Source organism: Pseudomonas sp. Fl5BN2, from assembly GCF_009908205.1.
GTDB lineage: Bacteria > Pseudomonadota > Gammaproteobacteria > Pseudomonadales > Pseudomonadaceae > Aquipseudomonas.
Genome location: NZ_JAAARL010000005.1, coordinates 206978 through 232296, shown reverse-complemented (window position 1 = coordinate 232296; position 25319 = coordinate 206978). Strand labels below are relative to the sequence as shown.

The window sequence follows — 25319 nt, the reverse complement described above, 5'->3', positions numbered from 1 at the left end:
AACCCGAGGGCGTAACGCGGCATACTGGGCCATTCAAGGCTTTAGCTGAAGGAACTGGTATGCGGCTGGACCCTGCCACGGGGTGGTGTCATGGCGTACGTCACTGCCCGTCACCCAATTTCAATGAGCGCCCGGGGGGCGAAATCTCCCTGCTGGTGATCCATAACATCAGCCTGCCGCCGGGGCAGTTCGGCACCGGCAAGGTGCAGGAATTCTTCCAGAATCGCCTTGATGTCACAGAGCATCCGTATTTTGCCGGGATCGCCGACTTGCGCGTGTCCGCGCATTTCCTGATCGAGCGTGACGGCGCCGTGACGCAGTTTGTCTCTTGTCTGGACCGGGCCTGGCACGCCGGGGTGTCGAGCTTCGAGGGGCGCGAGACCTGCAACGATTTTTCCTTGGGCATTGAACTGGAAGGCACCGATGAGCTGCCCTTCAGCAACGCCCAGTATCAGTCCTTGGGTGTCCTGACCGATCAATTGCAGGCAGTTTATTGCGCTATAACACCACAGCGAATTTGTGGGCATAGCGACATCGCGCCCGGGCGCAAGACCGACCCGGGCCCGGCTTTCGACTGGGCACGCTATCGTGCCTCCGTGGAGAAGGGGGAAAGACAATGAGTTTTCTGGTGTTGCTGCTGGCGGTATGGATCGAGAAATTCTCGGCCTTGCGCCAGCGGGTACAGCGCGACGGTTGGTGGCTGCGGCAATTGGCACGACTGGAGTCGAGCCCGCGCATGGCCGGGCATCCGTGGTGGCTGTTGATGGTTTTGATACTGCTGCCAGTGATCTTGCTCGGCGTGTTGCTGTGGGTCCTGCAGCCGGTGGCTTATGGCTTGCTGGCTCTGCCGGTGCATCTATGGGTGGTGATCTATGCCCTGGGAAGAGGGGACCTGTTGGGCGGCCTGGGGCCGTTCCGCGATGCCTGGCGACGCGAGGACCTGCAAGCGGCAGTCCACGTTGCCAAGCGTGACCTGGACATCTGTGCCGACAATGGTGAGCAACTGCTGGAAAGCGTTCAGGCCCACCTGTTGTGGCAGGCCTTCCAGAGCTTCTTTGCGGTAATTTTCTGGTATTTCCTGTTGGGCCCGGTGGCGGCCCTGAGTTATCGCCTGCTGGCCCTGGCGGCCGAACACGGCAAGAACCCGGCCCTGATAGAGCGGGCAGAGCAGTTGCGGCACGCCTTCGACTGGTTGCCGGTACGCTTGCTGGCGGTGAGCTTTGCCTTGGTGGGTAACTTCGTCGCTGTCAGCCGGGTCATGCTCCACGAACTGCTCAACTGGCACATCAGCGCCGCGCAACTGGTGGAAAAGGTCGGCTTGGTGGCCGGTGAAATTCCGCCACCGGTGGCGGGGCCGGAAGGTATCAACAGCCTGGACCGTATCTGGGAACTGCTGCTGCGTGCGGCAGTGCTCTGGTACGCCGGTTTTGCCCTGTGGACTGTTCTAGCCTGACGGTTGCTGGGCACGGTTTTTTGTGGCGAGGAACGCTTGCTTCCTCGCCATATCAGCCTTGCTCAGCCTTCTGAGGAAACCCTGCTCTGGGCGCCTCTCTAGCGGTTAACTTTAAGTTACAAAACCTCCCCCGAAATTGAGCTATACAGAGGCAGCGCCGAATAGTGGCTATCTGCTGCTTTCGCCTGCCTGCCAATAACAATAAAAGAAAAGGGAGACTTCTTTGTGAAGAGCTTGCTCTATCCCGCTGTCGCGCTGATGAACCGCCTGAGCTTCGGCATGAAGTTCAGCCTGATCAGCGTGCTGTTCTTTCTACCCATGCTGGTGACCAACTTCTATCTGGTGCGCGACTCTTATCGTGAATTCCAGGGCACCCGGGTCGAGTTGCAGAGTCTTGATCTGCTGGGCAGCAGCCTGGCCCTGCGTCGGGACCTGGAGACCCTCAACAACCAGGTGCAGATCAACGCCAGCCTCGGCCAGTCCGGCAAGGCCGGGGACCTGGAAGGCAAGATCGTCGCCCTGGAGAAAACCGTGCTCGAACGCCTGCAAGCCATGCAGGCGGTGACTGTGGATCCCCAGCAAGTCGAGGCGTTCAACGCCAAGCGCGATGAGCTGGTCGCGGCCTTCAAGGCCCAGCAGGGGGAAAGCTCACTGCTGAACAAGAGCGGGTTGATCGGCAAACTGTTGGGCAGTGCACAGTTGTTCAGCCAGATCATCGCCAGCCAGTCGGGCCTCAGCCGTGACGGCCAGGGCGATATCCGCCAGCTCAGCGAGCTGATCACCAGCGTCACCCCGCAAATTACCCAGACCCTGGGTGAAGGCCGGGCCATCGGTGCCTCCTCCCTGGGCCAAGGGTTCCTCAACTCATCATCCAGCACCCGTTTCGACGAGTTGCTGGTGCAGATCGAAAAGCTCCAGGCCGAATACGCGCTCAAGTTGCAGGACGCCCTGGGCGCCAGCCGCGCCGCCCACGACAGCCTCGACAGCCTGGCCGGCGCGAGCAAAGGCAGCCTCAAGCAGGCCAACGAACTGTTCGAGGAGCAGGTGATCGTGGCCGACACCCTGGACGCGCCCTGGCAGGGGTTTTACGACCAGGTCAGCGGCCTGATGGCACAGACCTATCAACTCAACGAAGGCACCTTGAAGTTTCTCGACGTCGAACTGCAAAAGCGCCTGGAGCAGAACCGCAGCCACATGGTGCTGCTGGTGGTGGCCCTGGCCCTGGTGTTCCTGTCGATCGTCTACCTGTATGGCGGTTTCTACGCCTCGACCCGCACCACCCTGCGGCGCCTTGGAGCGATGATGGACAAGGTCGCGGCCGGGGACATGACGGTCACCTTCAAGGCCCACAGTCGCGACGAGCTGGGAGAGCTGGGCAGCGTGTTCAACGGTACGGTGCTGAAGATCCACGATCTGATCGAGCGAGTCGGCCAAACCGTCAGCGAAGTCGAGCGCCAGGCCGGGCAGGTAGAAAACGTCTCGGCCCAGAGCAACCAGGCAGTGGCCGGCCAGCGCAGCCAGATCGAACAGGTGGCCACTGCGATGAACCAAATGTCCGCCACCGCCCAGGAAGTTGCTCGCAGCGCCGCGGCGGCGGTCAGTAGTGCCCACAGCGTCAATGATGAAACCATCAGCGGTCGTGGTCTGGTGGAGTCCCAGCAGGGCAGCATCGCTCGGCTCGCCAGCGAGATCGACCAGTCGGTGCTGGTGATCAATCAGTTGGCCAGTGACAGCCAGTCCATCAGCCGGGTGCTGGAGGTGATCAAGAGCATTGCCGAACAGACCAACCTCCTGGCTCTCAACGCCGCCATCGAAGCGGCGCGGGCCGGCGAGCAGGGGCGGGGCTTCGCGGTGGTGGCCGATGAGGTACGGACCCTGGCCAAGCGCACGCAGCAGTCCACCGAGGAAATCGAGCAGATGATCGATAAACTCCACGGCGGGGTCAGCGCGGCGGTCAAGGCGATGGGCAGTAGTCATGCCATGGCCAATGGCACCGTGGGGCAGTCTGAGAAAGTCCAGCAGGCCCTGGAAAACATCCTTGGGGCGGTGGGCATGATCGTCGACCAGAACCAGCAGATTGCCGCGGCGGTGGAGCAGCAGACCGCGGTGGCTCATGACATCGACCAGAACATTGTCGAGATCAACCGCGCCGGTGAACGCACTGCCGAAGGCGCACACCAGACCGAGGACGCCAGTCGCCAGTTGTCGGCCCAAGTGGTGCAGCTCAAGCAGTTGATTGGTGCCTTCAGGGTCTGACGCCTTGGCGGTCTTTCGCTCGCGGAGTGCTTTAGCGTAAAGGGCTCCGCCATCTTGCATACAACCAGTAGTAATTAAATTCTTTGTTTGTGGCGTATTTCCTGTTTTCCTGCGCGTCTGTTTTTTTGAGCGCCCCTCACCGGGTGACTCGACCAGTCGACCATGACGTACTCATGGCCCTGAGGAAATTCGCTGATGACCGCAACTTCTGGAGTCCTGGGCCGCTGCGCCCATTGCCAGACCTTTCTCGATCTCGAACCTTGGCAACTCAACGCCATGGCTATGCAGGAGTCCTTCAACTGCATTCACTGCCACAAGCCCCTGAGGCTTGATTGCCCTGAGCAGATCAAACGCCTCAAATCCCTGGGTTCGTTCGCCACCTTGCGCGCGATGATGATCGTGCTGTGCGCCACAGTACTGCTGGTGACTTTGGTGCTGGAGTGGGTGGGGCTGCTGAGCCTGAGGCAGCAACTGAGCATTTCGGCGTTGATGCTCGGCAGTTGCTTGCTGGTGCTGGTGGTTGCCCGTCGCCGGCAGCGTCGGCCCTTGTTGCTACAGGGCGCCTGAGGGCCAACCGAACAGCTCGCAGGTGTTGCGGGTGCTGGCTGCGGCCAGTTGCTCGGGGGCAATGTCGATGATCTGCGCCAGGGCGCTGCAGATTGCCGGCAGGTGCTGGGGGCTGTTGCGTTGGCCGGCAAACATGACGGGCGCCATGTCCGGCGAGTCGGTTTCCAGTACCAGCGACTCCAGCGGCAGGTCGGCGATCACCTTGCGCAGACGCAAGGCCTGGGGCCAGGTGGCGGCGCCACCCAACCCCAGCTTGAACCCCAGCTTGATGTATTCGCGGGCCTCCTCGCGGCTGCCGGCAAAGGCGTGGATGATCCCGGCGCGCTTGAGCTTGAAGCGCTTCAGGGTGGCGATCACCGCGGCGTGGCTGCGTCGCACATGCAGTAGGGCCGGTAACTGGAAATCCGCCGCCAGCTGTAGTTGGGCCTCGAACAGGTGCTGCTGGCGCTCACGGTCCAGTTGCTCGAGAAAGTAATCCAGGCCGATCTCGCCCACCCCGCACAGCTGCGGATGCCCCGCCAGCCGCGCCAGCCAATCTTCCAGATCCTTGAGATCCGCCGGTTGATGATCATCCAGGTACACCGGGTGCAAACCGAAGGCCGCGTATAACTGCGGGTCGCTCTGCACCAGATCCCATACCCGTTGCCAATTGTCCTGATAGACCCCCAGCACCACCATGCGCTTGACGCCTTGAGCGCGGCTGTCGGCCAGCAGCGCCTCACGGTCGGCGTCGAAGTCGGGAAAATCCAGGTGGGTGTGGCTGTCGATCAGCTCCACGGTTCAGCCCTGTTGGATGCGCTGTTTGAAGGTGCGCGCAATGGCCTGCACGCCCGGTTGGTAATGCGCCTCCTCAATGGCTGCCAGGGCCAGTTGCAAGGCTTTCTCGGCGATCAGCTGATGCTGCTGGGCCATGGCATTGACCGGCAGCGGCAAGAAATCCAGCAACTGGGTATCGCCAAAGGTGCCCAGGCGCAGCGGCCGGGATTTCAGCGGGAAGTCGTGCAAGGCATCGAACACTCCCTGCAGCAGTACGTAGGAAGTGGTCACCAGGGCGTCCGGCAGATGGCCCAGGCGCTGCAGCAATTCCTCCATCAGCTGGCGGCCGCAATCGCGGCTGAAGGCTTCGCCGTGCTCGATCAGCACCTCGCCGCCGAAGCCCTCCAGGGCCTGGCGGAAACCGGCGGCGCGCTCCTGGCTGATGCTCAGTTCCGGGCGCGCGCCGATCAGCACGATCTGCTTGGGCTCGGGCTCAAGCAGGCTCTGGGTCAGGTGCAGGCTGGCTTGCAGGTCGTCGCTGATCACCGAGCAGAACAGCTCGGGCGGCATCACCCGGTCGATGGCGATGATCGGCAGGCCCTGGGCCTGCAACTGCTGGTAGCTGTCATCTTCCGCCGGCAGGCAGCTGGCGACGAACAGCGCGTCGCAGCGTCGGGCGCGGAACAGCTGGAGCAGTTGCCGCTCGCTGTCCGGGGCGTCGTCGGAGCTGGCGATCAGCAACTGATACCCTCGGGCCCGGGCGCCTTGTTCCAGCAGCTTGGCGATGCGTGCGTAGCTGGGGTTCTCCAGGTCCGGGAGAATAAAGCCCAAGGTACGGGTGTGCCGGCTGCGCAAGCCGGCCGCCTGGGGATTGGGAGTAAAGCCGTGTTCTTCCACCACCGCCCGCACCCGTTCCACGGTGGCGTTGCTGATGCGTTGTTGTTCGGCCTTGCCGTTGATGACGTAACTGGCGGTGGTCACAGACACACCGGCCAGGCGAGCGATATCACTGAGTTTCAACCCGGGATTTCCTTGTTTTTGGTGCTTGCCCCGATATTTTCGCCAATCCTACCCGATCTGGGCAGGCGACCAACGTCGGAACCGGCAATCGACCAGAAGGACTTCAAGCGCTCGAGATTATGGAGTAACGTACCAAACTTGCTAGATTAAACGTTTCAGCAGGCGTATTTTCTAGGCCGAAGCACAAACGGAAAAACGCCCCTGCCAGGCACCGAGTCCCGTTTGTGGCAGTAAAGACGCCTACGCTGCTGACTTAAAACAATACCTAGCGCCGCCCCCTGCCGCGCTAAATAGGAGAAGCCATGCTCGAGCTCACTGTAGAGCAGATATCCATGAGCCAGTCGGCTGTGGATAAGTCCGCGGCGCTGCACCTGCTGGCCGACAAACTGGTGGCGGACGGCCTGGTGGCCGAGGGCTACCTGGCCGGTCTCAAGGCCCGCGAAGCCCAGGGCTCGACCTTTCTTGGCCAAGGCATCGCCATTCCCCACGGCACCCCGGAAACCCGCGACCAGGTCTTTGCCACCGGCGTGCGCCTGCTGCAGTTTCCCGACGGCGTGGATTGGGGCGACGGGCAGATCGTCTACCTGGCCATCGGTATCGCGGCAAAATCCGACGAGCATTTGCGCCTCCTGCAACTACTGACCCGCGCCCTGGGTGAAACCGACCTCGGCCAGGCCCTGCGTCGTGCCAGTTCCCCAGAGGCCCTGCTCAAGCTGTTGCAGGGCGCGCCCCAGGAACTGGCGCTGGACGCCCAGATGATCAGCCTCGGGGTGGCGGCAGAAGATTTCGAAGAGCTGGTCTGGCGCGGCGCCCGTCTGCTGCGCCAGGCCGAATGCGTGAGCAACGGCTTTGCCGCGGTGTTGCAACAGGTGGAAGCACTGCCCCTGGGCGACGGCCTGTGGTGGCTGCACAGCGAACAGACCGTGCTGCGCCCGGGGCTGGCCTTTGTCACCCCGGACAAACCCATCCGCTACCTGGGCCAGCCCCTGAGTGGCCTGTTCTGCCTGGCCAGCCTGGGGGAGGCCCACCAGGCCCTGCTGGAGCGCCTGTGCGCGCTGCTGATCGAAGGCCGTGGCCAGGAGCTGGGCCGCGCCACCAGCAGTCGCGCGGTGCTGGAAGTGCTCGGCGGCGAATTGCCGGCGGACTGGCCCAGTGCCCGTATCGCCCTGGCCAACGCCCACGGCCTGCATGCACGCCCGGCCAAGGTGCTGGCGCAGTTGGCGAAGAATTTTGACGGCGAGATCCGCATCCGCCTCGCCGATGGCAAGGAGTCTGCGGTCTCGGTAAAAAGCCTGAGCAAGCTGCTGAGCCTCGGTGCCCGGCGTGGTCAGGTGCTGGAGCTGATCGCTGAACCGAGCGTCGCCGCCGACGCTTTGCCCGCGTTGCTGGCCGCTATCGAGGAAGGCCTGGGTGAAGAGGTCGAGCCCTTGCCGGCTGTCAGCGCCCCTCGGCAGGAGCCACAAGAAGTCGTCGAGCCGATCAGCGCCCCGGCTTCCGGCAGCCTGATCCAGGCCATCGCTGCCGCGCCCGGCATCGCCATCGGCCCGGCCCATATCCAGGTTCAGCAAAGCATCGATTACCCACTGCGCGGCGAGTCCACCGCCATCGAGCGCCAGCGTCTGCAGCAGGCCCTGGCCGAGGTCCGCGAAGACATCCAGGGGCTGATCCAGCGCAGCCAAGCCAAGGCCATCCGCGAGATCTTCATCACCCACCAGGAAATGCTCGACGATCCCGAGCTGAGCGACGAAGTGGACACCCGCCTCAAGCAGGGCGAGAGCGCCGAAGCGGCCTGGATGACCGTGATCGAAAGCGCCGCCCGGCAACAGGAAGCCCTGCAGGACGCCCTGCTCGCCGAGCGCGCCGCCGACCTGCGGGATATCGGCCGTCGGGTGCTGGCCCAACTCTGTGGCGTCGAAACCCCGGCTGAACCGGAGCAGCCCTACATCCTGGTGATGGACGAAGTCGGCCCTTCGGATGTGGCACGCCTGGACCCGCATCGCGTGGCCGGGATTCTCACCGCCCGTGGCGGCGCCACTGCCCACAGCGCCATCGTCGCCCGGGCCCTGGGCATTCCAGCCCTGGTGGGGGCGGGGGCCAGTGTGCTGCTGATCAAGCCCGGTACGCCCTTGCTACTGGACGGCCAGCGCGGCCGCCTGCATGTGGACGCCGACCCGGCGTCCCTGCAACGCGCCGTTGAGGAGCGCGACAACCGCGAGCAACGGCTCAAGGCCGCCGCCGAACAACGCCATCAGCCGGCCCACACCACGGATGGTCACGCGGTCGAGGTGTTCGCCAATATCGGTGAAAGCGCCGGTGTCGCCGCCGCGGTGGAAAACGGCGCTGAAGGCATCGGCCTGCTGCGCACCGAACTGATCTTCATGGCCCACCCCCTGGCCCCGGACGAAGCCACCCAGGAAGCCGAATACCGCCGTGTGCTCGACGGCCTCGCCGGGCGTCCGCTGGTGGTGCGCACCCTGGATGTGGGCGGCGACAAACCGCTGCCTTACTGGCCCATCGCCAAGGAGGAAAACCCCTTCCTCGGCGTGCGCGGCATCCGCCTGACCCTGCAACGGCCGCTGATCATGGAAGCGCAACTGCGTGCGCTGCTGCGCTCGGCGGACAACCGCCCGCTGCGGATCATGTTCCCCATGGTCGGCAGCGTCGAAGAGTGGCGCCAGGCCCGGGACATGACCGAGCGCCTGCGCCGGGAAATCCCCGTGGCCGACCTGCAGTTGGGGATCATGATCGAAGTGCCATCCGCCGCCCTGCTGGCGCCGGTGCTGGCCAAGGAAGTGGACTTCTTCAGCGTTGGCACCAACGACCTGACCCAATACACCCTGGCCATCGACCGTGGCCACCCGACCCTTTCCGCCCAGGCCGACGGCCTGCACCCAGCGGTGCTGCAACTGATCGACATCACCGTGCGTGCTGCCCATGCCCACGGCAAGTGGGTCGGTGTGTGCGGTGAGCTGGCGGCCGATCCGCTGGCGGTGCCGGTGCTGGTGGGCCTGGGGGTGGATGAACTCAGCGTTTCCGGACGCAGCATCGCCGAGGTCAAGGCGCGGATTCGCGAACTCAGCCTGACCCAGGCGCAAACCCTTGCTCAACAGGCCCTGGCCGTCGGCAGCGCCAACCAGGTGCGCGCCCTAGTGGAGGCCATGTAATGGCAGCAATACTCACCCTGACCCTCAACCCGGCGCTGGACCTCACCGTGCAGATGGCGCGCCTGGACGCAGGGCAGGTCAACCGCAGCGACGCCATGCACACCCATGCTGCCGGCAAGGGCTTGAACGTGGCCCAGGTGCTGGCCGACCTCGGCCATCAACTCACCGTCAGCGGCTTTCTCGGGGAAAACAATCCACAGGCCTTCGACGCCTTGTTCGCCCAGCGCGGTTTTGTCGACGCCTTCATCCGCGTGCCCGGGGACACCCGCAGCAATATCAAGCTGGCCGAAAGCGACGGCCGCATTACCGACATCAACGGCCCCGGGCCCGAGGTCAGTGAAGCCGCGCAACAGGCCCTGCTCGAACGCCTGGAGCAGATCGCTCCCGGGCATGACGCGGTGGTGGTGGCCGGCAGCCTGCCGCGTGGGGTCAGCCCCGAATGGTTCCAGGCCCTGCTGCTGCGCTTGAAAGCCTTGGGCCTGAAGGTCGCCCTCGACACCAGCGGCGCGGCCTTGCGTGCCGGCCTGGCAGCGGGCCCCTGGCTGGTCAAGCCCAACACCGAAGAACTGGCGGACGCCCTGGACAGCCCGGTGGCTTCAGTGGCCGAGGCCGCGCGCCAGCTGCACGCCCAGGGCGTCGAGCATGTGGTGATTTCCCACGGCGCCGAGGGGGTCAGTTGGTTCAGCGCCGCACCGTCCCTGCAGGCCCTGCCGCCCAAGGTCAGGGTGGTCAGCACCGTGGGCGCCGGCGACTCGTTGCTGGCGGGCATGCTCCACGGCCTGCTCAGTGCCCAGCCGTTCGAACAGACCTTGCGCACCGCCACGGCGATTGCCGCCATGGCCGTGACCCAGATCGGTTTCGGCATCAGCGACAGGGCGCAACTGGCCCGGCTGGAGCAGGGGGTGCGCGTGCATCCCCTCATAGAACAATAAGAGGGTTGCCCATGAAGTTAGCCATAGTTACCGCCTGCCCCAACGGCATGGTCACCAGCGTGCTCTGCGCCCGCCTGCTGGACGCCGCAGCCCAGCGCCAGGGCTGGAGCACCAGCGTTGAAGTGCACGATGAAGCGCACCCGGAACGCCAACTGTCGGCGGCCACCCTCGAAGCCGCCGAATGGGTGCTGGTGGTCAGCACCGGGCCTGTGGATATGTCGCGTTTTGTTGGCAAGCGGGTGTATCGCAGCAGCCCGTCCCAGGCCTTGCAGGATGTGGACGCGGTGCTGCGTCGCGGCGCCGAAGAGGCCCAGGTATATGCCGCGGCCGAGGCCAGTGCCGAGCCCGTGGTCGAGACCGGCAAGCGCGCCCCGCGGCTGGTGGCGATCACCGCCTGCCCGACCGGCGTGGCCCACACCTTCATGGCCGCCGAGGCCCTGCAGCAAACCGCCAAGCGCCTGGGCTACGACCTGCAAGTGGAAACCCAGGGCTCGGTGGGCGCGCGCAATCCGCTGAGCGCCCAAGCCATTGCCGAGGCCGATGTGGTGCTGCTGGCGGCGGACATCGAAGTGCCCACCGAGCGTTTTGCCGGCAAGCGCATTTATCGCTGCGGCACCGGCGTGGCCCTGAAACAGTCCGAGGCGACCCTGAACAAGGCCCTGGCCGAGGGCCAGCTGGAATCCACCGCCGCCGGCGCCCAGGCCCCGGCCAAGCAAGACAAGACCGGGGTCTACAAGCACCTGCTGACCGGCGTGTCGTTCATGCTGCCGATGGTGGTGGCGGGGGGGCTGATGATTGCCCTGTCCTTTGTCTTCGGCATCACCGCGTTCAAGGAAGAGGGCACCCTGGCCGCGGCACTGATGCAGATCGGCGGCGAAACCGCCTTCAAACTGATGGTGCCGTTGCTGGCGGGCTACATCGCCTATTCCATCGCCGACCGTCCGGGGCTGGCGCCGGGGATGATTGGCGGCATGCTCGCCAGCACCCTGGGCGCGGGCTTTATCGGCGGCATCGTCGCCGGCTTTCTGGCCGGCTATGCGGCGAAGGCGATCAGTAAATATGCGCGGCTGCCGCAAAGCCTGGAGGCCTTGAAACCAATCCTGATCATTCCGCTGCTGGCCAGCCTGTTCACCGGGCTGGTGATGATCTACGTGGTGGGCAAACCGGTGGCGGGCATGCTCGAAGCCCTGACCCACTTCCTCGACAGCATGGGCACCACCAACGCCATTCTGCTGGGGATACTGCTGGGCGGGATGATGTGCGTCGACCTGGGCGGGCCGATCAACAAGGCCGCCTATGCGTTCTCGGTGGGGCTGCTGGCGTCCCAGAGCTATGCACCGATGGCTGCCACCATGGCCGCGGGCATGGTGCCGCCCATTGGCCTGGGTATTGCCACCTTTATTGCCCGGCGCAAGTTTGCCCAGACCGAACGCGAGGCCGGAAAAGCCGCGCTGGTGCTGGGGTTGTGCTTTATCTCCGAAGGGGCGATTCCGTTTGCCGCCAAGGACCCGCTGCGAGTGATCCCGGCGAGTATTGCCGGCGGTGCCCTGACCGGGGCCTTGTCGATGTATTTCGGCTGCAAGCTGATGGCACCCCACGGCGGCCTGTTCGTCATGCTGATCCCGAATGCCATCAACCACGCCCTGCTGTACCTGCTGGCGATTGTTGCTGGCAGCCTGCTGACCGCGGTGGTGTATGCACTGGTAAAACGGCCTGAAACGGTGGAACTCGCCCTGCAACCCGCCTCCTCGTAGGAGCCGGCTTGCCGGCGAAGAGTCCCCTGAGCCTTGCACTGTTCTGGCCGACGCCTTCGCTGGCAAGCCAGCTCCTACGGAGGAGGGCGCGCCACCGCAACCTTGTAGGAGCCGGCTTGCCGGCGAAGAGTCCCCTGAGCCTTGCGCTGTTCTAGCCGATGCCTTCGCTGGCAAGCCAGCTCCTACGGAGAAGGCGGCAGCACCGCAGCCCTGTAGGAGCCGGCTTGCCGGCGAAGAGGCCCCTGAGCCTTGCGCTGTTCTAGCCGACGCCTTCGCTGGCAAGCCAGCTCCTACGGAGGAGGGGGCGCCACTGCCGCGCAAACGGCCCGTTGGTCGCGGCTCTGCACCCCACCGCTGCAGGCCCTGCGGGCACCGACTCGCCCTTCAGCGTCCGCCCCGGCATCAGCGCCGAAGAAGCCTTGCTCCACGTTTCCATGCTGCTCAAAGCCGCCGAGGAGGTGTCCGACGAGATCACCGAACATGCCAGCGGCATCGAGCGCGGCTTGATCTGGTCCCTGGTGCATTCAGTGGAAATGGCCCGTGGCGTGGTGGATGCTTTGCTCGATGGCAATCGTCGTTCTCCCAGCTGAGTCGCCGTTCGCTCGTACAGGTATTCACCGCCGGAGAGCGCCTCAGGGCGCCTTCGGCTTCAACTGTTGTGGGCTTGCTCTACCTCTTGTGTAAGACGCGTCTAAACCGTTCTGACTGGCTTGAATCTGGAGTAGCAGTTGATTAGTTTCGGATCGTCAGGGCGGCTCTGCGCGGAGCATCTACGGATGCGCCGGTTGCCTGAGGCCGGTTCTGCTAGTCCGCGTCGAGCTGCCACCCTGCATTGCGGCCGTATGTCCTTGCTGTCACACCCCCTTCATCCCCGCTGTCTAAGGTGGTTTTTTTGACCATTGTCAGGGAGTCACCATGAGCGAGTTCAACCTCGGCCGTCGTCGGATCATGCAAATCGCTGGGGCGGGGCTTTTGATGCCGAGCCTGGCGCCGGCGGTGATTGCTTCGGTCAAGGATCGGCCGCAGCTCACCGATGGGGTGCAGTCCGGGGATCTGCTGGGGGACCGGGCGATGATCTGGAGCCGCAGTGACCGTCCGGCGAGGATGGTGGTGGAGTGGGACACCCGCAGTGTGTTCAGTAACCCTCGGCGTTCTGTTTCGCCCCTGGCCGATGCCCGCAGCGACTTCACCGCGCGGGTGGAGTTGACCGGGCTGCCGGCCAACCAGGCGATCTTCTATCGGGTGACTTTCGAGGACGCGCAATCAGGCGTGGCCAGCGAACCCTGGTTCGGCCATTTGCGCAGTGCACCGTCGCAACGCCGGGATATCCGTTTCGTCTGGAGCGGCGACACGGTGGGCCAGGGTTTCGGCATCAACCCGGACATCGGCGGCATGCGCATCTATGAAGCGATGCGCCTGCGCCTTCCGGACTTCTTTATCCACAGCGGCGACACCATCTACGCCGACGGCCCGGTGCCGGCGCAGTTGACCGTGGAGGACGGGCGCATCTGGCGCAACCTCACCACCGAAGCCAAGAGCAAGGTGGCCGAGACCCTCGACGAATACCGGGGCAACTACCGCTACAACCTGATGGACGAGAACCTGCGCCGCTTCAATGCCCAGGTGCCGCAGATCTGGCAGTGGGACGACCACGAGGTGGTCAACAACTGGTCGCCGAGCAAGCAGCTGGACGAGCGCTACGTGGTCAAGGACATCCAGACCCTGGTGGGCCGCGCGCGCCAGGCCTGGCTGGAGTATTCGCCCATGCGCCGGCAGAGCGCCGATGGCGGCGGGCGCATCTATCGCAAGCTCGGCTATGGGCCGTTGCTGGATGTGTTCGTGCTGGACATGCGCAGCTATCGAGGCCCCAACGACGACAACCTCGGCGGCGAGAAACCCTTCCTTGGCCGCGAGCAGTTGGACTGGCTGAAGCGCGAGCTCAAGGATTCCTCGGCCCAGTGGAAGGTGGTGGCGGCAGACATGCCCATTGGCCTGGGAGTGCCCGATGGCGAAGTCAGCCCCGGGGTGGCGCGCTGGGAGGCGATCGCCAACGGCGACCCGGGCCCGGCCCAGGGCCGCGAGCTGGAGATTGCCGAACTGCTGGCGTATTTGCGCAAGCATCAGGTGCGCAACCATGTGTGGCTGACGGCGGATGTGCACTACTGCGCGGCCCACCACTACCACCCGGACCGGGCGGCGTTCCAGGACTTCGAACCGTTCTGGGAGTTTGTCGCTGGCCCGCTGAATGCGGGGAGTTTCGGACCCAATGTGTTGGACCAGACCTTCGGCCCGGAAGTGGTGTTCCAGAAGGCGCCGCCGACCCAGAACAGCTCGCCCTTTGCCGGCTTCCAGTTCTTTGGCGAAGTGCAGATCGACGGGCAAAGCGCCGAGCTGAGTGTGATTCTGCGGGACCTGGATGGCGTGTCGGTGTACGAGCACAAATTGCAGCCGGTGTAACCCTTGTAGGAGCCGGCTTGCCGGCGAAGAGGCCCTTGAACCTTGCGCCGTGCTGGCGGGCGCCTTCGCTGGCAAGCCAGCTCCTACGGGGTGCAATACGAGCGTTGTAGGAGCCGGCTTGCCGGCGAAGAGGCCCTTGAACCTTGCGCCGTGCTGGCGGGCGCCTTCGCTGGCAAGCCAGCTCCTACGGGGTGCAATACGAGCGTTGTAGGAGCCGGCTTGCCGGCGAAGAGGCCCTTGAACCTTGCGCCGTGCTGGCGGGCGCCTTCGCTGGCAAGCCAGCTCCTACGGGGTGCAATACGAGCGTTGTAGGAGCCGGCTTGCCGGCGAAGAGGCCCTTGAACCTTGCGCCGTGCTGGCGGGCGCCTTCGCTGGTAAGCCAGCTCCTACGGGGTGTAATACGAGCGTTGTAGGAGCCGGCTTGCCGGCGAAGAGGCCCCTGAGCCTTGCGCCGTGCTGGCGGTTGCTTTCGCTGGCAAGCCAGCTCCTACGGGGTGCAATACGAGCGGTGTAGGAGCCGGCTTGCCGGCGAAGCGTTCGGCAGCTCAGTAAACGTCGCGGCGGTAGCGGCCCTGTTCGATCAGGCGTTCTACCTGCTGCGCGCCGAGAATGTCGTTGAGCACCTGGTCCACCCCCGAAGCCATGCCCTGCAAGCTGCCGCAGATGTAAATCGCGGCGCCATTATCCAGCCATTTCTTCAGCTCATCGGCCGCTTGGCGCAAGCGGTCCTGGACGTAGATCTTCTCTGCCTGGTCCCGGGAGAACGCCAGGTCCAGGCGGCTCAGATCACCGCGGATCAGCCACTCCTGCAGTTCATCCTTGCAGTAGAAATCATGCTCGGCATTGCGCTCGCCGAAGATCAGCCAGTTGCGTTGCTGGCCGTCGGCGATTCGCGCCTTGAGCAAGCTGCGCAAGCCCGCCAGCCCGGTGCCGTTGCCCAGCAGAATCAGTGGGCAAGGTTCAGCCGGCAGGTGGAAGCCGCTGTTGCGCCGCACTCGCAAGCTGATGGCCGAGCCCACCGGAGCCTGTTCGGTCAACCAACCGGAGCCGATGCCCAGGCTGCCGTCGGGGTGGCATTCCTGCCGCACCAGCAACTCCAGGCAGCCGTCGGCGGCAATCGAGGCAATCGAGTATTCACGCATGCGCAAGGGCACCAGTGCATCCACCAGCGCCTGGGCGTGCAACCCCACCAAGTGCGCGCGGTTTTCCGGCAACTGGCGGCTGGCCAAGGCCTGTTCAAGGCTTTCCTGCAGGCCGTCCAGTTGCACCGGGGCACTGCCGGAAAGACCCAGGCCACCGAGGAAGTCGATCACGGCTCCGGGGCTGTTGCGTGGCATGACTTCCACCAGGTCGCCCGCCAGCCAGCTGCTGGCGCTGGGGGCGCTCAGTTGCAGCAGATAGACCCCGGAGCCACTGCTTTCGGGGTTGAGCAGGGTGCGGCTGTTCAAGGTCCAGTTGTCGAAGGCCGGGGCTTGCCACAGGTCCACCGGGGCATGGCCGGTGAGTTGGCCCAGTTGCTGCTGCCAGTGACGCAGGGCATAGGTGTCGCCACTGTCCACTTCGATGGGGGCGAACAGGGTGCTGCCGCCTTGGCTCGATAGCCAATCATGCAGGCGTCGGGCAAAGCCACAGAAGTGCGGGTATTGACGGTCGCCGAGGCCGAGCACGGCATACTGCAAACCCTGCAGCGACAGTTCACGGCCCAGCAACTTGCGTTCGAAACCTCGAGCGCTGTCGGGTGCTTCGCCGTCACCGAAGGTGCTGACCACGAACAGCGCACGCTGGGCGTCGCGCAGGTCCTGTTGGCTGAGACTGGCCAGCGGCTGGACCTTGGCACCGACCCCTGCGGCCTGCAGTTGGCCGGCAGTCTGCCAGGCCAGTTGCTCGGCGAAACCGCTCTGGCTGGCGAAGCTGATCAACCACGCCGAAGCATCATTGGTGGGGTTTTCCAGGCCCTGGCGGGCGCTCTTGATCTGGCGTTTCTTGCGTCGGCGATCCAGGTACAGCAACCAGCCGGTGACGAAGAACAACGGCATGCTCAATGAGGCGAGGGCCAGCACGATGCGTCCGATCAGGCCGAAGTAGCTGCCCACGTGCAGCGCATAGACGCTGGTGAGCAATTGCGCCTTGAAGCTCTTGTCGGCATAGCGGTCGTGGCGGCTGATGACCCCGGTGACGGGGTCCAGGGTGATCTGGTTCAAGGCCCGCTCGTGGGGCGAGGTCTTGAGCAGGTAGAACACCGTTGCCGGCTGCCCGGCCACCGGCGGCATGCGCACGTTGTAGGCATTGAGGTCTTTGCCGGCGGCGCTGTAGATGCTGCTCCACATGGCGTTGTAGTCCGCCACCGGTGCCGGGCCCTTGGGCGCTGGGCCACCACGGCCACCACGGGCGCGTTCACTTTGCGGTGAATCGGAGAGCAATTGGGTCAGGCCCTTGTTGTACCACTCGTAGGACCAGTACAACCCGGTGAGGGCGAACAGCAGATAGAACAGCAGGCACCAGGTGCCGAACACGGCGTGCAGGTCCCAGTTGAAGCCGCGGCCTTTCTTGGCCCAGTCCAGGGTCAGCCACACGCGCCAGTTGCCGACCTGGCGCGGCCAGCGCAGGTACAGGCCGGACAGGCAGAAGAAGATCAGGATCAGGGTGCAGGCGCCAGTGATCTGCCGGCCGGTGTCACCGATCGCCAGGAAGCGGTGCAGTTGCAGCATCAAGCCGAAGAAGTCCTGGCCGACGGCGTCGCCCATGAACTCGCCGGTATAGGGATCGAAGTAACGCATCTGCCCACGGCGTTCACCTGGCGGCGGGGTGAAGAACACCCGCGCGGCGTTGCCACTGTCGGTTTCCACCCAGAGCATGGACACGGTCTTGCCTTCGGCGGCCTGGATCTTGTCCACCAGTTCGGCGGGCGGTAATACCCCGGCAGGGAGTTTCTGGACTTGCAGTACCGATGGATTGAGGGCGCGCAGGATCTCGTCTTCGAACGATACCGTCGCTCCCGTAATGCCCATCAGGGCCAGGACCAGTCCTGCGCTGATGCCGAAGAACCAGTGCAACTGAAACAGGGTTTTCTTCAACACGTCACTCGCCTTGTTCGTCCAGAGAGGTGAAGCACGGCGCGCATTATGCCGTGGGTTGTCGAGAAGCATTCGTTCTTACACACGAAAGCCCCAGGCATTGACGTGCATGGGGCTTGAGTGCCTGTGGCCGTGGCCACAGGGTTTTGTGCTGGATCAGAAGTGGAAGCTGGTGGTCAACAATGCGGTACGACCGGCTGCCTGGTTGGCGAAGTGCGCCGCGTAGGCCTTGTCGTAGTAGGTCTTGTCGGTCAGGTTCTGCACGTTCAGTTGCAGGTCGACGTTCTTGGTCAGCTTGTAGCTGGCCATGGCGTCGTAGCGGGTGTAGGAGGGAACGTACACGGTGTTGGCAGTGTCGCCGTAGACATCGTCGACATAGAACGCGCCGCCGCCGACGGTCAGTTTTGAGGTGATGTCGTAGGTGCTCCAGAGGCTGAAGGTGTTCTTCGGCGTGTTCGGCATTTCATTGCCTTTGGCCGAGGCCGCACCGACGGTGATCGCGCCGTTACGACCGGTCAAGCCTGCGTCCACCAATTCGCTCTTGAGGTAGCTATAGCCGGCGAAGACTTGCCATTTGTCGGTGATCTTGCCGCTGGCGCCCAGCTCCAGGCCGTCGACACGGGACTCACCGGCGTTCTCGTAGGTCATTGCGTCAACCAGGACCCGGGTGTTTTTCTTCTCGGTGCGGAATACCGCCGCGGTGAGAGACAGGCGATCGTTGAGCACATTCCACTTGGTGCCCAGCTCGTAGTTGACGGTTTCTTCAGGCTGCAAGTCGCTGGTGCTGGCGCCAGCCGCCAGAGGGTTGCCTTCTGCACCTTCACCCACCAGTGCACCGGCCGGGGTGGCCGAGGTCGCGTAGGAGGCATAGACACTGCCGTTTTCCATCGGCTTCCAGACCAGTCCGGCCTGCCAGTTCCAGAACTGGCTGCTGTCTTTCAGCTTGCTGCGGGCCTTGACCGTGGAGGTTGGAACGGCATTGGTATTGGCCACGGTATCGAAGGTGTCGTAGCGCAGGCCCAGGTTCAGCAGCCATTTCGGATCGAGTTCGATGGTATCGAAGACGTAGGCGGCGCGGGAGGTGGCCTTGGTGTTGGTGCCGTTGTAGTTGCGCGCGGCACTGCCGGTCCAGGCTTCGTCCGGGTTCGGATTGGCCAAGGAGGTGCAACTGCCACCCGTGCTGCCGACCTTGCCTGCAGTACAGGTCGGGTTGCTGTTGGGGCTCACGGTGTAGCTGCTGACTCGGGTTTCTTCGCCGGTGAATTCAAGACCGGTCGAGTAGTTGTTCTTGAAGCCCAGTGCGTGGAACTCGCCAAACAGATCGGTCTGGTTGGTGGTGGTTTCCGTGGTCGACACGCGGCTGTTGGCGCGGCGCCAGACGGTACCGAACTGGTTGACGTTGTGCTGGCTGTCATCCGGTTGGGTGAGGATGTAATCCTGGCCGGTGTTGCCATGACGCAGGGTATTTTTCAGCGTCATGTTTTCGTTCAGGTCGTGCTCGATGGAGACGGTGCTGATGTCCGCGCGGGTCTTGCGGAAGTCTCGACCTTTCAGGCCATAGAAGTTGTTGCTGTCGCCACCGTCGGTCGGCTTGTCATGCACGTGCGGCGCTTTGGCAGCGCTCGAACTGTAGCCATACGGAATGCCCGAATCCGGCAGATCGTCGCTTTCCATGTGGTAGTAGCTGACGTTGACCCGGGTAGGGGTACCCAAGCCAAAGGTCAACGATGGCGCTACGCCCCAGCGGTCGTAGTTGACGGCGTCACGACCCGCTACGTTCTGTTCGTGGCTCATCAGGTTCAGGCGGAAAGCCGCGCCTTCGAGGAACTGACGGTTGACGTCGAGGGTGTAACGGCGGGTCTGGTCGGAACCGTAAGTGAAACCACCATTGAGGAAGTCTTGTTGCTTGGGCAGCTTGCTCACCAGGTTCAGGCTACCGCCGGCCGAGCCGCGTCCGCCGAATGAGGAGTTCGGGCCCTTGCTGACTTCGACCGACTCGATGTCGAAGATTTCGCGGCTTTGGCCGCCGGTGTCGCGTACGCCGTCGAGATAGGTGTCGCCTTGAGCGTCAAAACCACGAATGAACGGGCGATCGCCTTGGGGGTTGCCACCTTCACCTGCGCCGAAGGTGATCCCCGGAACGGTACGCAATGCATCCTGCAGGGACGTGGCGGCGGTGTCTTTGAGCACTTGCTGGGGAATCACCGTGACCGAACGTGGCGTATCCACCAGTGGTGCGGTGTATTTCTGTGAGGAGGCTTTGTCTACCTGGTAGGACGTTGATTCCTGCGCTTCACCGGTGATGCTGGTGGCATCCAGGGCGATGGCGTTGCCCGAGGTCTTCTTGCTGGTGTCTTCAGCAGCCTGGACCATGTGGCCTGCAGAGCCGGCGGTGATTGCCACGCCAATCGCAGACGCCAGCAGGCGTGGTGAACTGACGGCGGATAGTGGTTGTTGGCGTGACATTTTTATTCCCCTCCCCAGGGATTTGAGGCGGCGGAATATAGGGGATAAAAGCATTCGTTATCAATTGCGAAATATTGCTATTAGAGAAGAATTTACATTCTTTACAATTTATCTTTACGGTTTTTGCGTTCTCGTTCGTCCCCGGGTTTTACACAGTCAATAAGAATCAATATCATTGACGATCTTTTGGTTCTCAGGTACCTGGCCATGTTGCTGCACATTCCTGGCGTGTTCACCCGTGATGAAGTGGGGCGCATTCGTGAAGCCCTGGAGCAGGCCGACTGGGCGGACGGCAAGATCACCGCCGGGTACCAATCGGCCAAGGCCAAGCACAACCTGCAGTTGCCCGAAGGGCACGCGCTGGCCCAGGAGATCGGTGCGGCGATGCTCGACCGGCTGTGGAAGAACCCGCTGTTCATGTCTGCCGCCTTGCCGCACAAGGTGTTCCCGCCGTTGATCAACTGCTACACCGCCGGTGGCAGCTTCGACTTCCACATCGACAATGCGGTGCGCCAGCCCAAGGGCAGCCCGGAGCGGGTGCGCACCGACCTGTCGTCGACCCTGTTCTTCAGCGACCCCGAGGATTACGACGGTGGCGAGCTGGAGATCCAGGACACCTACGGCCTGCAGCGAGTGAAGTTGCCGGCGGGGGACATGGTCCTGTATCCCGGTACCAGTCTGCACAAGGTCAACCCGGTAACCCGCGGCGCCCGTTACGCTTCGTTCTTCTGGACCCAGAGCCTGGTGCGCGAGGACAGCCAGCGTGCTCTGCTGTTCGAAATGGACGGGGCGATCCAGGAGCTGACCCGGGACATGCCCGAGCATCCCTCACTGATCCGCCTGACCGGCACGTACCACAACCTGCTGCGTCGCTGGGTCGAGGTGTAAGCCGTGACCTTTCAACTACGCCGTGAGGAAATCCTTGATGGCGCGCAATTGAGCGCCATGCTCGAAGAGAGCCCGGCCCGTGCCGCCCAGGCAGTGCTGGTGGCGGCTCGTGAGGGGCTTGTCGATGCCCAGGCATTGCTGGGGCAGATCCTCCTCGACGGTCGGGGCATTCAGCAGGACCAGCCTTTGGCGGTGCGCTGGTTCGAGATCGCGACCCAGGGAGGGCACCTGATGGCGCGTAACATGCTCGGTCGTTGTCATGAGCACGGCTGGGGCTGCACGGCGGATGCTACCCGTGCTGCCGGGCACTATCGTCTGGCCGCCGAGGCGGGTCTGGACTGGGGGCTGTACAACTACGCCAACCTTTTGGCCACCGGCCGTGGCGTGGAACAAAACCATTCCCTGGCACTGGCCTGCTATCGCCGCGCGGCGCAGTTGGGCCATGCCAAATCGATGAACCTGCTGGGGCGTTATCTGGAGGAGGGGTTGGTGTGTCCGGTCGACCTTGAAGCGGCCCGTGACTGGTATCGGCGCTCGGCCGAGGGCGGTGATTTCCGTGGCCAGTTCAGCCATGCGGCGGTGCTGGCCGATGCCGGGCGAATCGACGAGGCGGTGGAGTGGCTGAATCGAGCCCTGACCGGCGGCAACCTGAATTTCCTCCGGGTGGCCTGTACCGCGTTGCTCAATGCCACGCACGCGGAGATTCGCGAACTGGCTCTGGCCTATCAGCGGCGGGCGGTGGAACTGGGCGATGCCCCGCAATGACCGTAGGAGCTGGCTTGCCAGCGAAGGGGCCAGCCCCGGGCAATGAGTTGCCTGCGTTTCGCGAGCAAGCTCGCTCCTACAAGAATCTGTGATTCAGGTACAAAAAAGCCCATGACAAGTCATGGGCTTTTTCTTGCAGCTTGCCGCTGCGGTTAAACGTAAAACGCTTTGAGTGGCGGGAAGCCATTGAACTCAACAGCGCTGTAGCTGGTGGTGTAGGCACCGGTGGACAGCCAGTACAGGCGGTCGCCGATGGCCAGGTTCAGTGGCAGGCCGTACTTGTAGTTCTCGTACATGATGTCGGCGCTGTCGCAGGTCGGACCAGCGATCACCACTTCTTCCATCTCGCCTTTCTTTTCGGTCCAGATCGGGAACTTGATGGCTTCGTCCATGGTTTCGATCAGGCCGGAGAACTTGCCCACGTCGGTGTACACCCAGCGCTCGACAGCGGTGCGCGACTTGCGCGCCACCAGCACCACTTCACTGACCAGGATGCCGGCGTTGGCGATCAGCGAACGGCCTGGTTCGAGGATGATTTCCGGCAGGTCGTCGCCGAAGTCTTCCTTGAGGAAGCGGATGATCTCTTCAGCGTAGGTTTCCAGGCTATTGGTACGGGTGATGTAGTTGGCCGGGAAGCCACCGCCCATGTTGATCAGCTTGAGGTGGATGCCGTCTTCTTCCTTGAGGCGCTCGAAGATCACCTTGACCTTGGCGATCGCCGCGTCCCAGACGCTGATGTCGCGCTGTTGCGAGCCAACGTGGAACGACACGCCGTACGGCACCAGGCCGAGGTCGCGGGCGAGGATCAAGAGGTCCATGGCCATGTCGGTCTGGCAGCCGAATTTGCGCGACAAAGGCCAGTCGGCAGTGGTCGAGCCTTCGGTGAGGATGCGCACATAGACCTTCGAGCCAGGAGCGGCCTTGGCGATGTTGCGCAGGTCGGCTTCGGAGTCGGTGGAATACAGGCGCACGCCCTTCTCGTAGAAGTAGCGGATGTCCTTGGATTTCTTGATGGTGTTGCCGTAGCTGATGCGGTCGGGGCTGACGCCCTGGTTCAGCACTTTGTCCAGCTCATAGATCGAGGCGATGTCGAAGTTCGAGCCCTTGTCACGCAGCAGGTCGATGATCTCGACGGCCGGGTTGGCCTTGACCGCGTAGTAGACCTTGGCGAATTCGAAACCGGCGCGCAGGTCGTCGTAGGCCTGGGAGATCATCTGAGTGTCGATGACCACGAACGGGGTTTCTTGCTGGTCGGCGAACGCTTTCATTTTTTGAAAGGTTTCGCGCGCGAAATAGTCTTCGACGTTAATCGACATGCGTTGGAAGCTCCTACTGGCAAACATGAGTCATCAATGGGTTTAAGGAGGTGTCATTAATGACCCCTCCTTGTGAACGTCCTCCGTATCCCCACTTTGGTTCGCCTACTTCCCAAGGCATGTCGCCGAAAGCAAAAAGGCCATGGGAAACCTGCCCTTGGCCTTGCTGTCTCGTCGTCAGTACTTGAGCCGGATGGATCGTTTCCAGCATGGACGTTCGGCGCGAACTTTAGGCGGTGAGGGGGCTGAGATCAACAAAAAATGTCGCGTTTTTGCACTTGTCTGACGTGCGTTATCGACACCTCTCTTTGTAGCCGACACAGATGACGGACAGATGTTCCCGAAGAATTCCCCGGTGTTAAAAATACCTGCACGTTCGACGCCTTTGTCTACCTGATCACCGTAAACAACGAAGTCGTCAACATCGGCGACGTTGCCTGCGAAACGCTCCATCAGAGGGTTATTTTGATCATTGCGGCCCCTGCTTGCCGTGGCCGCGACAGGTCCGGGTGTTCATATTTCTTGCCGCCCCCGTAGGAGCCGGCTTGCCGGCGAAAAAGGCCCTTGAACCTTGCGCAGTTCTGGCGGGCGCCTTCGCTGGCAAGCCAGCTCCTACGGGGGAGGGCTGTGACTATCAGGCAGAGGCTGTTTCCGCGGGGGAAACGATGCTGGTCTTGGCCCCTCGCGAACGCCCCGAGCTCAGGTAGGCGGCAATGGATTCCTGGGTCACTTCCCCGAGGAACACCCGTTCGGCGTCCATCACCGGCAACCATGAGCGGTTGAACTCGTACATGCGCGACAGAAGAATCCGCAAGTGTTCGTCGTAGGCAGCAGTGGCGTTGAACTCCCGCAGGAATTGCTGGCAGGTGCCGGTCTGACGGTGCAAATCGCGGCGTCGTACATAACCCAGGGCCTTGTTCTCGGCACAGGTCACCACCACGTAGCGCCGGTCGTGTTCGTCCATCAGTTCCAGGGCGTCGGCCACCGGGGTTTCCGGGCTCACCGACGGCGCGTTGTCCGCAGCGTCTTCGGCCTTGACCAGCAGCAGGCGCTTGAGGGTGCTGTCCTGGCCGACGAAGTTGCTGACGAAGTCGTCCGCCGGGTGTGCCAGCAGGGTGTCCGGGTGGTCGATCTGCAGCAGTTTGCCGGCGCGGAAGATGGCGATCTTGTCCCCCAGCTTGATGGCTTCGTCGATGTCGTGGCTGACCATGATCACAGTCTTGTTCAGCGCCCGCTGCATCTCGAAGAACTCGTTCTGGATCATCTCGCGGTTGATCGGGTCCACCGCGCCGAAGGGCTCGTCCATCAGCAGCAGCGGAGCGTCCGCCGCCAGGGCGCGGATCACCCCGATGCGCTGTTGCTGGCCACCGGACAGTTCCCGCGGATAACGATGCAGGTACTGCTTGGGTTCGAGCTTGATCATGCTCATCAGCTCGCGGGCGCGGTCATGGCATTTCTGCTTGTCCCAGCCCAGCAGGCGCGGCACCACCACGATGTTTTCCTCGATGGTCATGTTGGGGAACAGGCCGATCTGCTGGATCACGTAGCCGATGTTGCGGCGCAGGGTCACTTCATCCAGGTCGGTGGTGTCCTCGCCATTGATCAGCACCTTGCCCGAGGTGGGCATGATCAGGCGGTTGATCATTTTCAGCGTGGTGCTCTTGCCGCAACCGGAGGGCCCGAGGAATACGCAGATCTCGCCTTCATTGACGGTCAGGCTTACCGAATCGACGGCTTTGACATCCTTGCCGTTGCTGCGAAAGGTCTTGGTCAGGTTTTGAAGTTCGATCATTTCAGGAGTCCTTTTGGAGTCAGCGTGCGTTGCAGCCATTGCAGAAGCAGGTCGGCGAAGATGGCCAGGAGACTGACCAGCACCGCGCCGACGATCAGCATCGACATGTCGCTGCGGCTGATGGAAGCAAGAATGAGTACGCCCAGGCCGCCGGCGCCGATGGTGGCGGCGATGGTCATGACGCCGATGTTCATCACCACCGCGGTGCGGACCCCGGCGAGAATCACCGGCACCGCGATCGGCAACTCGACCATGCGCAGGCGCTGGCCGAAGGTCATGCCGATGCCGCGGGCGGCTTCGCGAATGCCCGGCTCGACACCGGTCAGCGCCAGGTAGGTGTTGCGCATGATCGGCAGCAGGGAATAGAGGAACACGGCGGTGATGGCCGGCAGCGGACCGAGGCCCTGGCCGAACTTGGAGTAGAACGGCAGCAGCAGGCCGAACAGGGCGATGGACGGAATGGTCAGCAGCACGGTGGCGCTGGCCTGCAGCGGGCCGGCGAGGGTCGGGAAGCGGGTCATCAGCACGCCCAGGGGGACGCCGAAGACGATGGCCAGGGTCACGGCGATGCCCACCAGGGTGATGTGCTGCCAGGTCAGGTGCAGGACCTGGGCCCAATCGAGATGGGAAAAGGCGTTCAGGAATTCCATGTCTTCTCC

General features: G+C 63.3%; 18 protein-coding genes and 1 pseudogene. 12 read left to right on the top strand and 7 right to left on the bottom strand.

Going from position 1 to position 25319, the window contains the following annotated elements:
* Window positions 1-59: 59 nt before the first annotated feature.
* The 5 genes and pseudogenes from ampD to GV819_RS09135 all read left to right on the top strand — a co-directional run bounded on the left by ampD (window position 60) and on the right by GV819_RS09135 (window position 4276).
* Complete coding sequence (gene ampD, locus GV819_RS09150; protein WP_161755717.1) at window positions 60-620, top strand: 1,6-anhydro-N-acetylmuramyl-L-alanine amidase AmpD; 561 nt, start codon at window positions 60-62, stop codon at window positions 618-620.
* The gene (ampE, locus tag GV819_RS09145) at window positions 617-1453 is read left to right on the top strand and encodes a regulatory signaling modulator protein AmpE (RefSeq protein ID WP_161755715.1); all 837 of its coding nucleotides are present in this window, start codon (window positions 617-619) and stop codon (window positions 1451-1453) included. The genes ampD and ampE overlap by 4 nt, the downstream gene beginning before the upstream one ends.
* Window positions 1454-1711: 258 nt before the next feature.
* Window positions 1712-2851 (top strand): annotated as a pseudogene (locus GV819_RS33695) (HAMP domain-containing protein); the annotation flags it as partial.
* 144 nt (window positions 2852-2995) lie between these two features.
* On the top strand, window positions 2996-3709 hold the full coding sequence (locus tag GV819_RS33690) for a methyl-accepting chemotaxis protein (protein ID WP_372242116.1): 714 nt from the start codon (window positions 2996-2998) through the stop codon (window positions 3707-3709).
* A gap of 195 nt (window positions 3710-3904) precedes the next feature.
* A complete protein-coding gene (locus GV819_RS09135) occupies window positions 3905-4276 on the top strand; it encodes a hypothetical protein (RefSeq protein ID WP_161755711.1) in 372 nt (123 codons plus the stop codon).
* Here GV819_RS09135 and GV819_RS09130 read toward each other — a convergent pair.
* The gene (locus tag GV819_RS09130) at window positions 4262-5053 is read right to left on the bottom strand and encodes a TatD family hydrolase (RefSeq protein WP_161755709.1); all 792 of its coding nucleotides are present in this window, start codon (window positions 5051-5053) and stop codon (window positions 4262-4264) included. The two genes, GV819_RS09135 and GV819_RS09130, sit on opposite strands and share 15 nt — an antisense overlap.
* A gap of 3 nt (window positions 5054-5056) precedes the next feature.
* Window positions 5057-6052: a catabolite repressor/activator gene (gene cra / locus GV819_RS09125; RefSeq protein WP_161755707.1), complete on the bottom strand. Its 996-nt coding sequence runs from the start codon at window positions 6050-6052 to the stop codon at window positions 5057-5059.
* A gap of 302 nt (window positions 6053-6354) precedes the next feature.
* On the opposite strand from cra, the gene ptsP reads away from it, so the two are divergent.
* The 5 genes from ptsP to GV819_RS09100 all read left to right on the top strand — a co-directional run bounded on the left by ptsP (window position 6355) and on the right by GV819_RS09100 (window position 14359).
* Window positions 6355-9216 carry a phosphoenolpyruvate--protein phosphotransferase gene (ptsP, locus tag GV819_RS09120; RefSeq protein WP_161755705.1) on the top strand — a complete coding sequence of 954 codons (2862 nt, stop codon included), beginning with the start codon at window positions 6355-6357 and terminating at the stop codon, window positions 9214-9216.
* Window positions 9216-10148: a 1-phosphofructokinase gene (pfkB, locus tag GV819_RS09115; RefSeq protein ID WP_161755703.1), complete on the top strand. Its 933-nt coding sequence runs from the start codon at window positions 9216-9218 to the stop codon at window positions 10146-10148. Before ptsP ends, pfkB begins: the two co-directional genes overlap by 1 nt.
* A gap of 11 nt (window positions 10149-10159) precedes the next feature.
* Entirely contained in the window at window positions 10160-11902 is a 1743-nt protein-coding gene (locus GV819_RS09110) for a PTS fructose-like transporter subunit IIB (protein WP_161755701.1), read from the top strand.
* Window positions 11903-12177: 275 nt separating this feature from the next.
* Window positions 12178-12492, top strand: a complete 315-nt coding sequence (locus GV819_RS09105; protein WP_161755875.1) for a DUF6124 family protein — start codon at window positions 12178-12180, stop codon at window positions 12490-12492.
* Between the two features lie 325 nt (window positions 12493-12817).
* Window positions 12818-14359, top strand: coding sequence for an alkaline phosphatase D family protein (locus tag GV819_RS09100; RefSeq protein ID WP_161755699.1), 1542 nt, complete (start codon window positions 12818-12820; stop codon window positions 14357-14359).
* 545 nt (window positions 14360-14904) lie between these two features.
* Here GV819_RS09100 and GV819_RS09095 read toward each other — a convergent pair.
* Together GV819_RS09095 and GV819_RS09090 are read right to left on the bottom strand one after the other, a co-directional pair.
* Window positions 14905-17436 carry a PepSY domain-containing protein gene (locus GV819_RS09095; protein ID WP_161755697.1) on the bottom strand — a complete coding sequence of 844 codons (2532 nt, stop codon included), beginning with the start codon at window positions 17434-17436 and terminating at the stop codon, window positions 14905-14907.
* Between the two features lie 153 nt (window positions 17437-17589).
* A complete protein-coding gene (locus GV819_RS09090) occupies window positions 17590-19899 on the bottom strand; it encodes a TonB-dependent receptor (protein ID WP_161755695.1) in 2310 nt (769 codons plus the stop codon).
* A gap of 207 nt (window positions 19900-20106) precedes the next feature.
* On the opposite strand from GV819_RS09090, the gene GV819_RS09085 reads away from it, so the two are divergent.
* Window positions 20107-20787, top strand: a complete 681-nt coding sequence (locus GV819_RS09085) for a Fe2+-dependent dioxygenase (RefSeq protein WP_161755693.1) — start codon at window positions 20107-20109, stop codon at window positions 20785-20787.
* A gap of 3 nt (window positions 20788-20790) precedes the next feature.
* Entirely contained in the window at window positions 20791-21552 is a 762-nt protein-coding gene (locus GV819_RS09080) for a tetratricopeptide repeat protein (protein WP_161755691.1), read from the top strand.
* A 152-nt stretch (window positions 21553-21704) separates the two neighbouring features.
* On the opposite strand, the gene GV819_RS09075 is transcribed toward GV819_RS09080, so the two are convergent.
* The 3 genes from GV819_RS09075 to GV819_RS09065 all read right to left on the bottom strand — a co-directional run bounded on the left by GV819_RS09075 (window position 21705) and on the right by GV819_RS09065 (window position 25310).
* Window positions 21705-22868: a type III PLP-dependent enzyme gene (locus GV819_RS09075; protein WP_161755689.1), complete on the bottom strand. Its 1164-nt coding sequence runs from the start codon at window positions 22866-22868 to the stop codon at window positions 21705-21707.
* A gap of 634 nt (window positions 22869-23502) precedes the next feature.
* Window positions 23503-24660 carry an osmoprotectant ABC transporter ATP-binding protein OsmV gene (locus GV819_RS09070; RefSeq protein ID WP_161755687.1) on the bottom strand — a complete coding sequence of 386 codons (1158 nt, stop codon included), beginning with the start codon at window positions 24658-24660 and terminating at the stop codon, window positions 23503-23505.
* Window positions 24657-25310, bottom strand: a complete 654-nt coding sequence (locus GV819_RS09065) for an ABC transporter permease (RefSeq protein ID WP_161755685.1) — start codon at window positions 25308-25310, stop codon at window positions 24657-24659. The genes GV819_RS09070 and GV819_RS09065 overlap by 4 nt, the downstream gene beginning before the upstream one ends.
* Window positions 25311-25319: the final 9 nt, after the last annotated feature.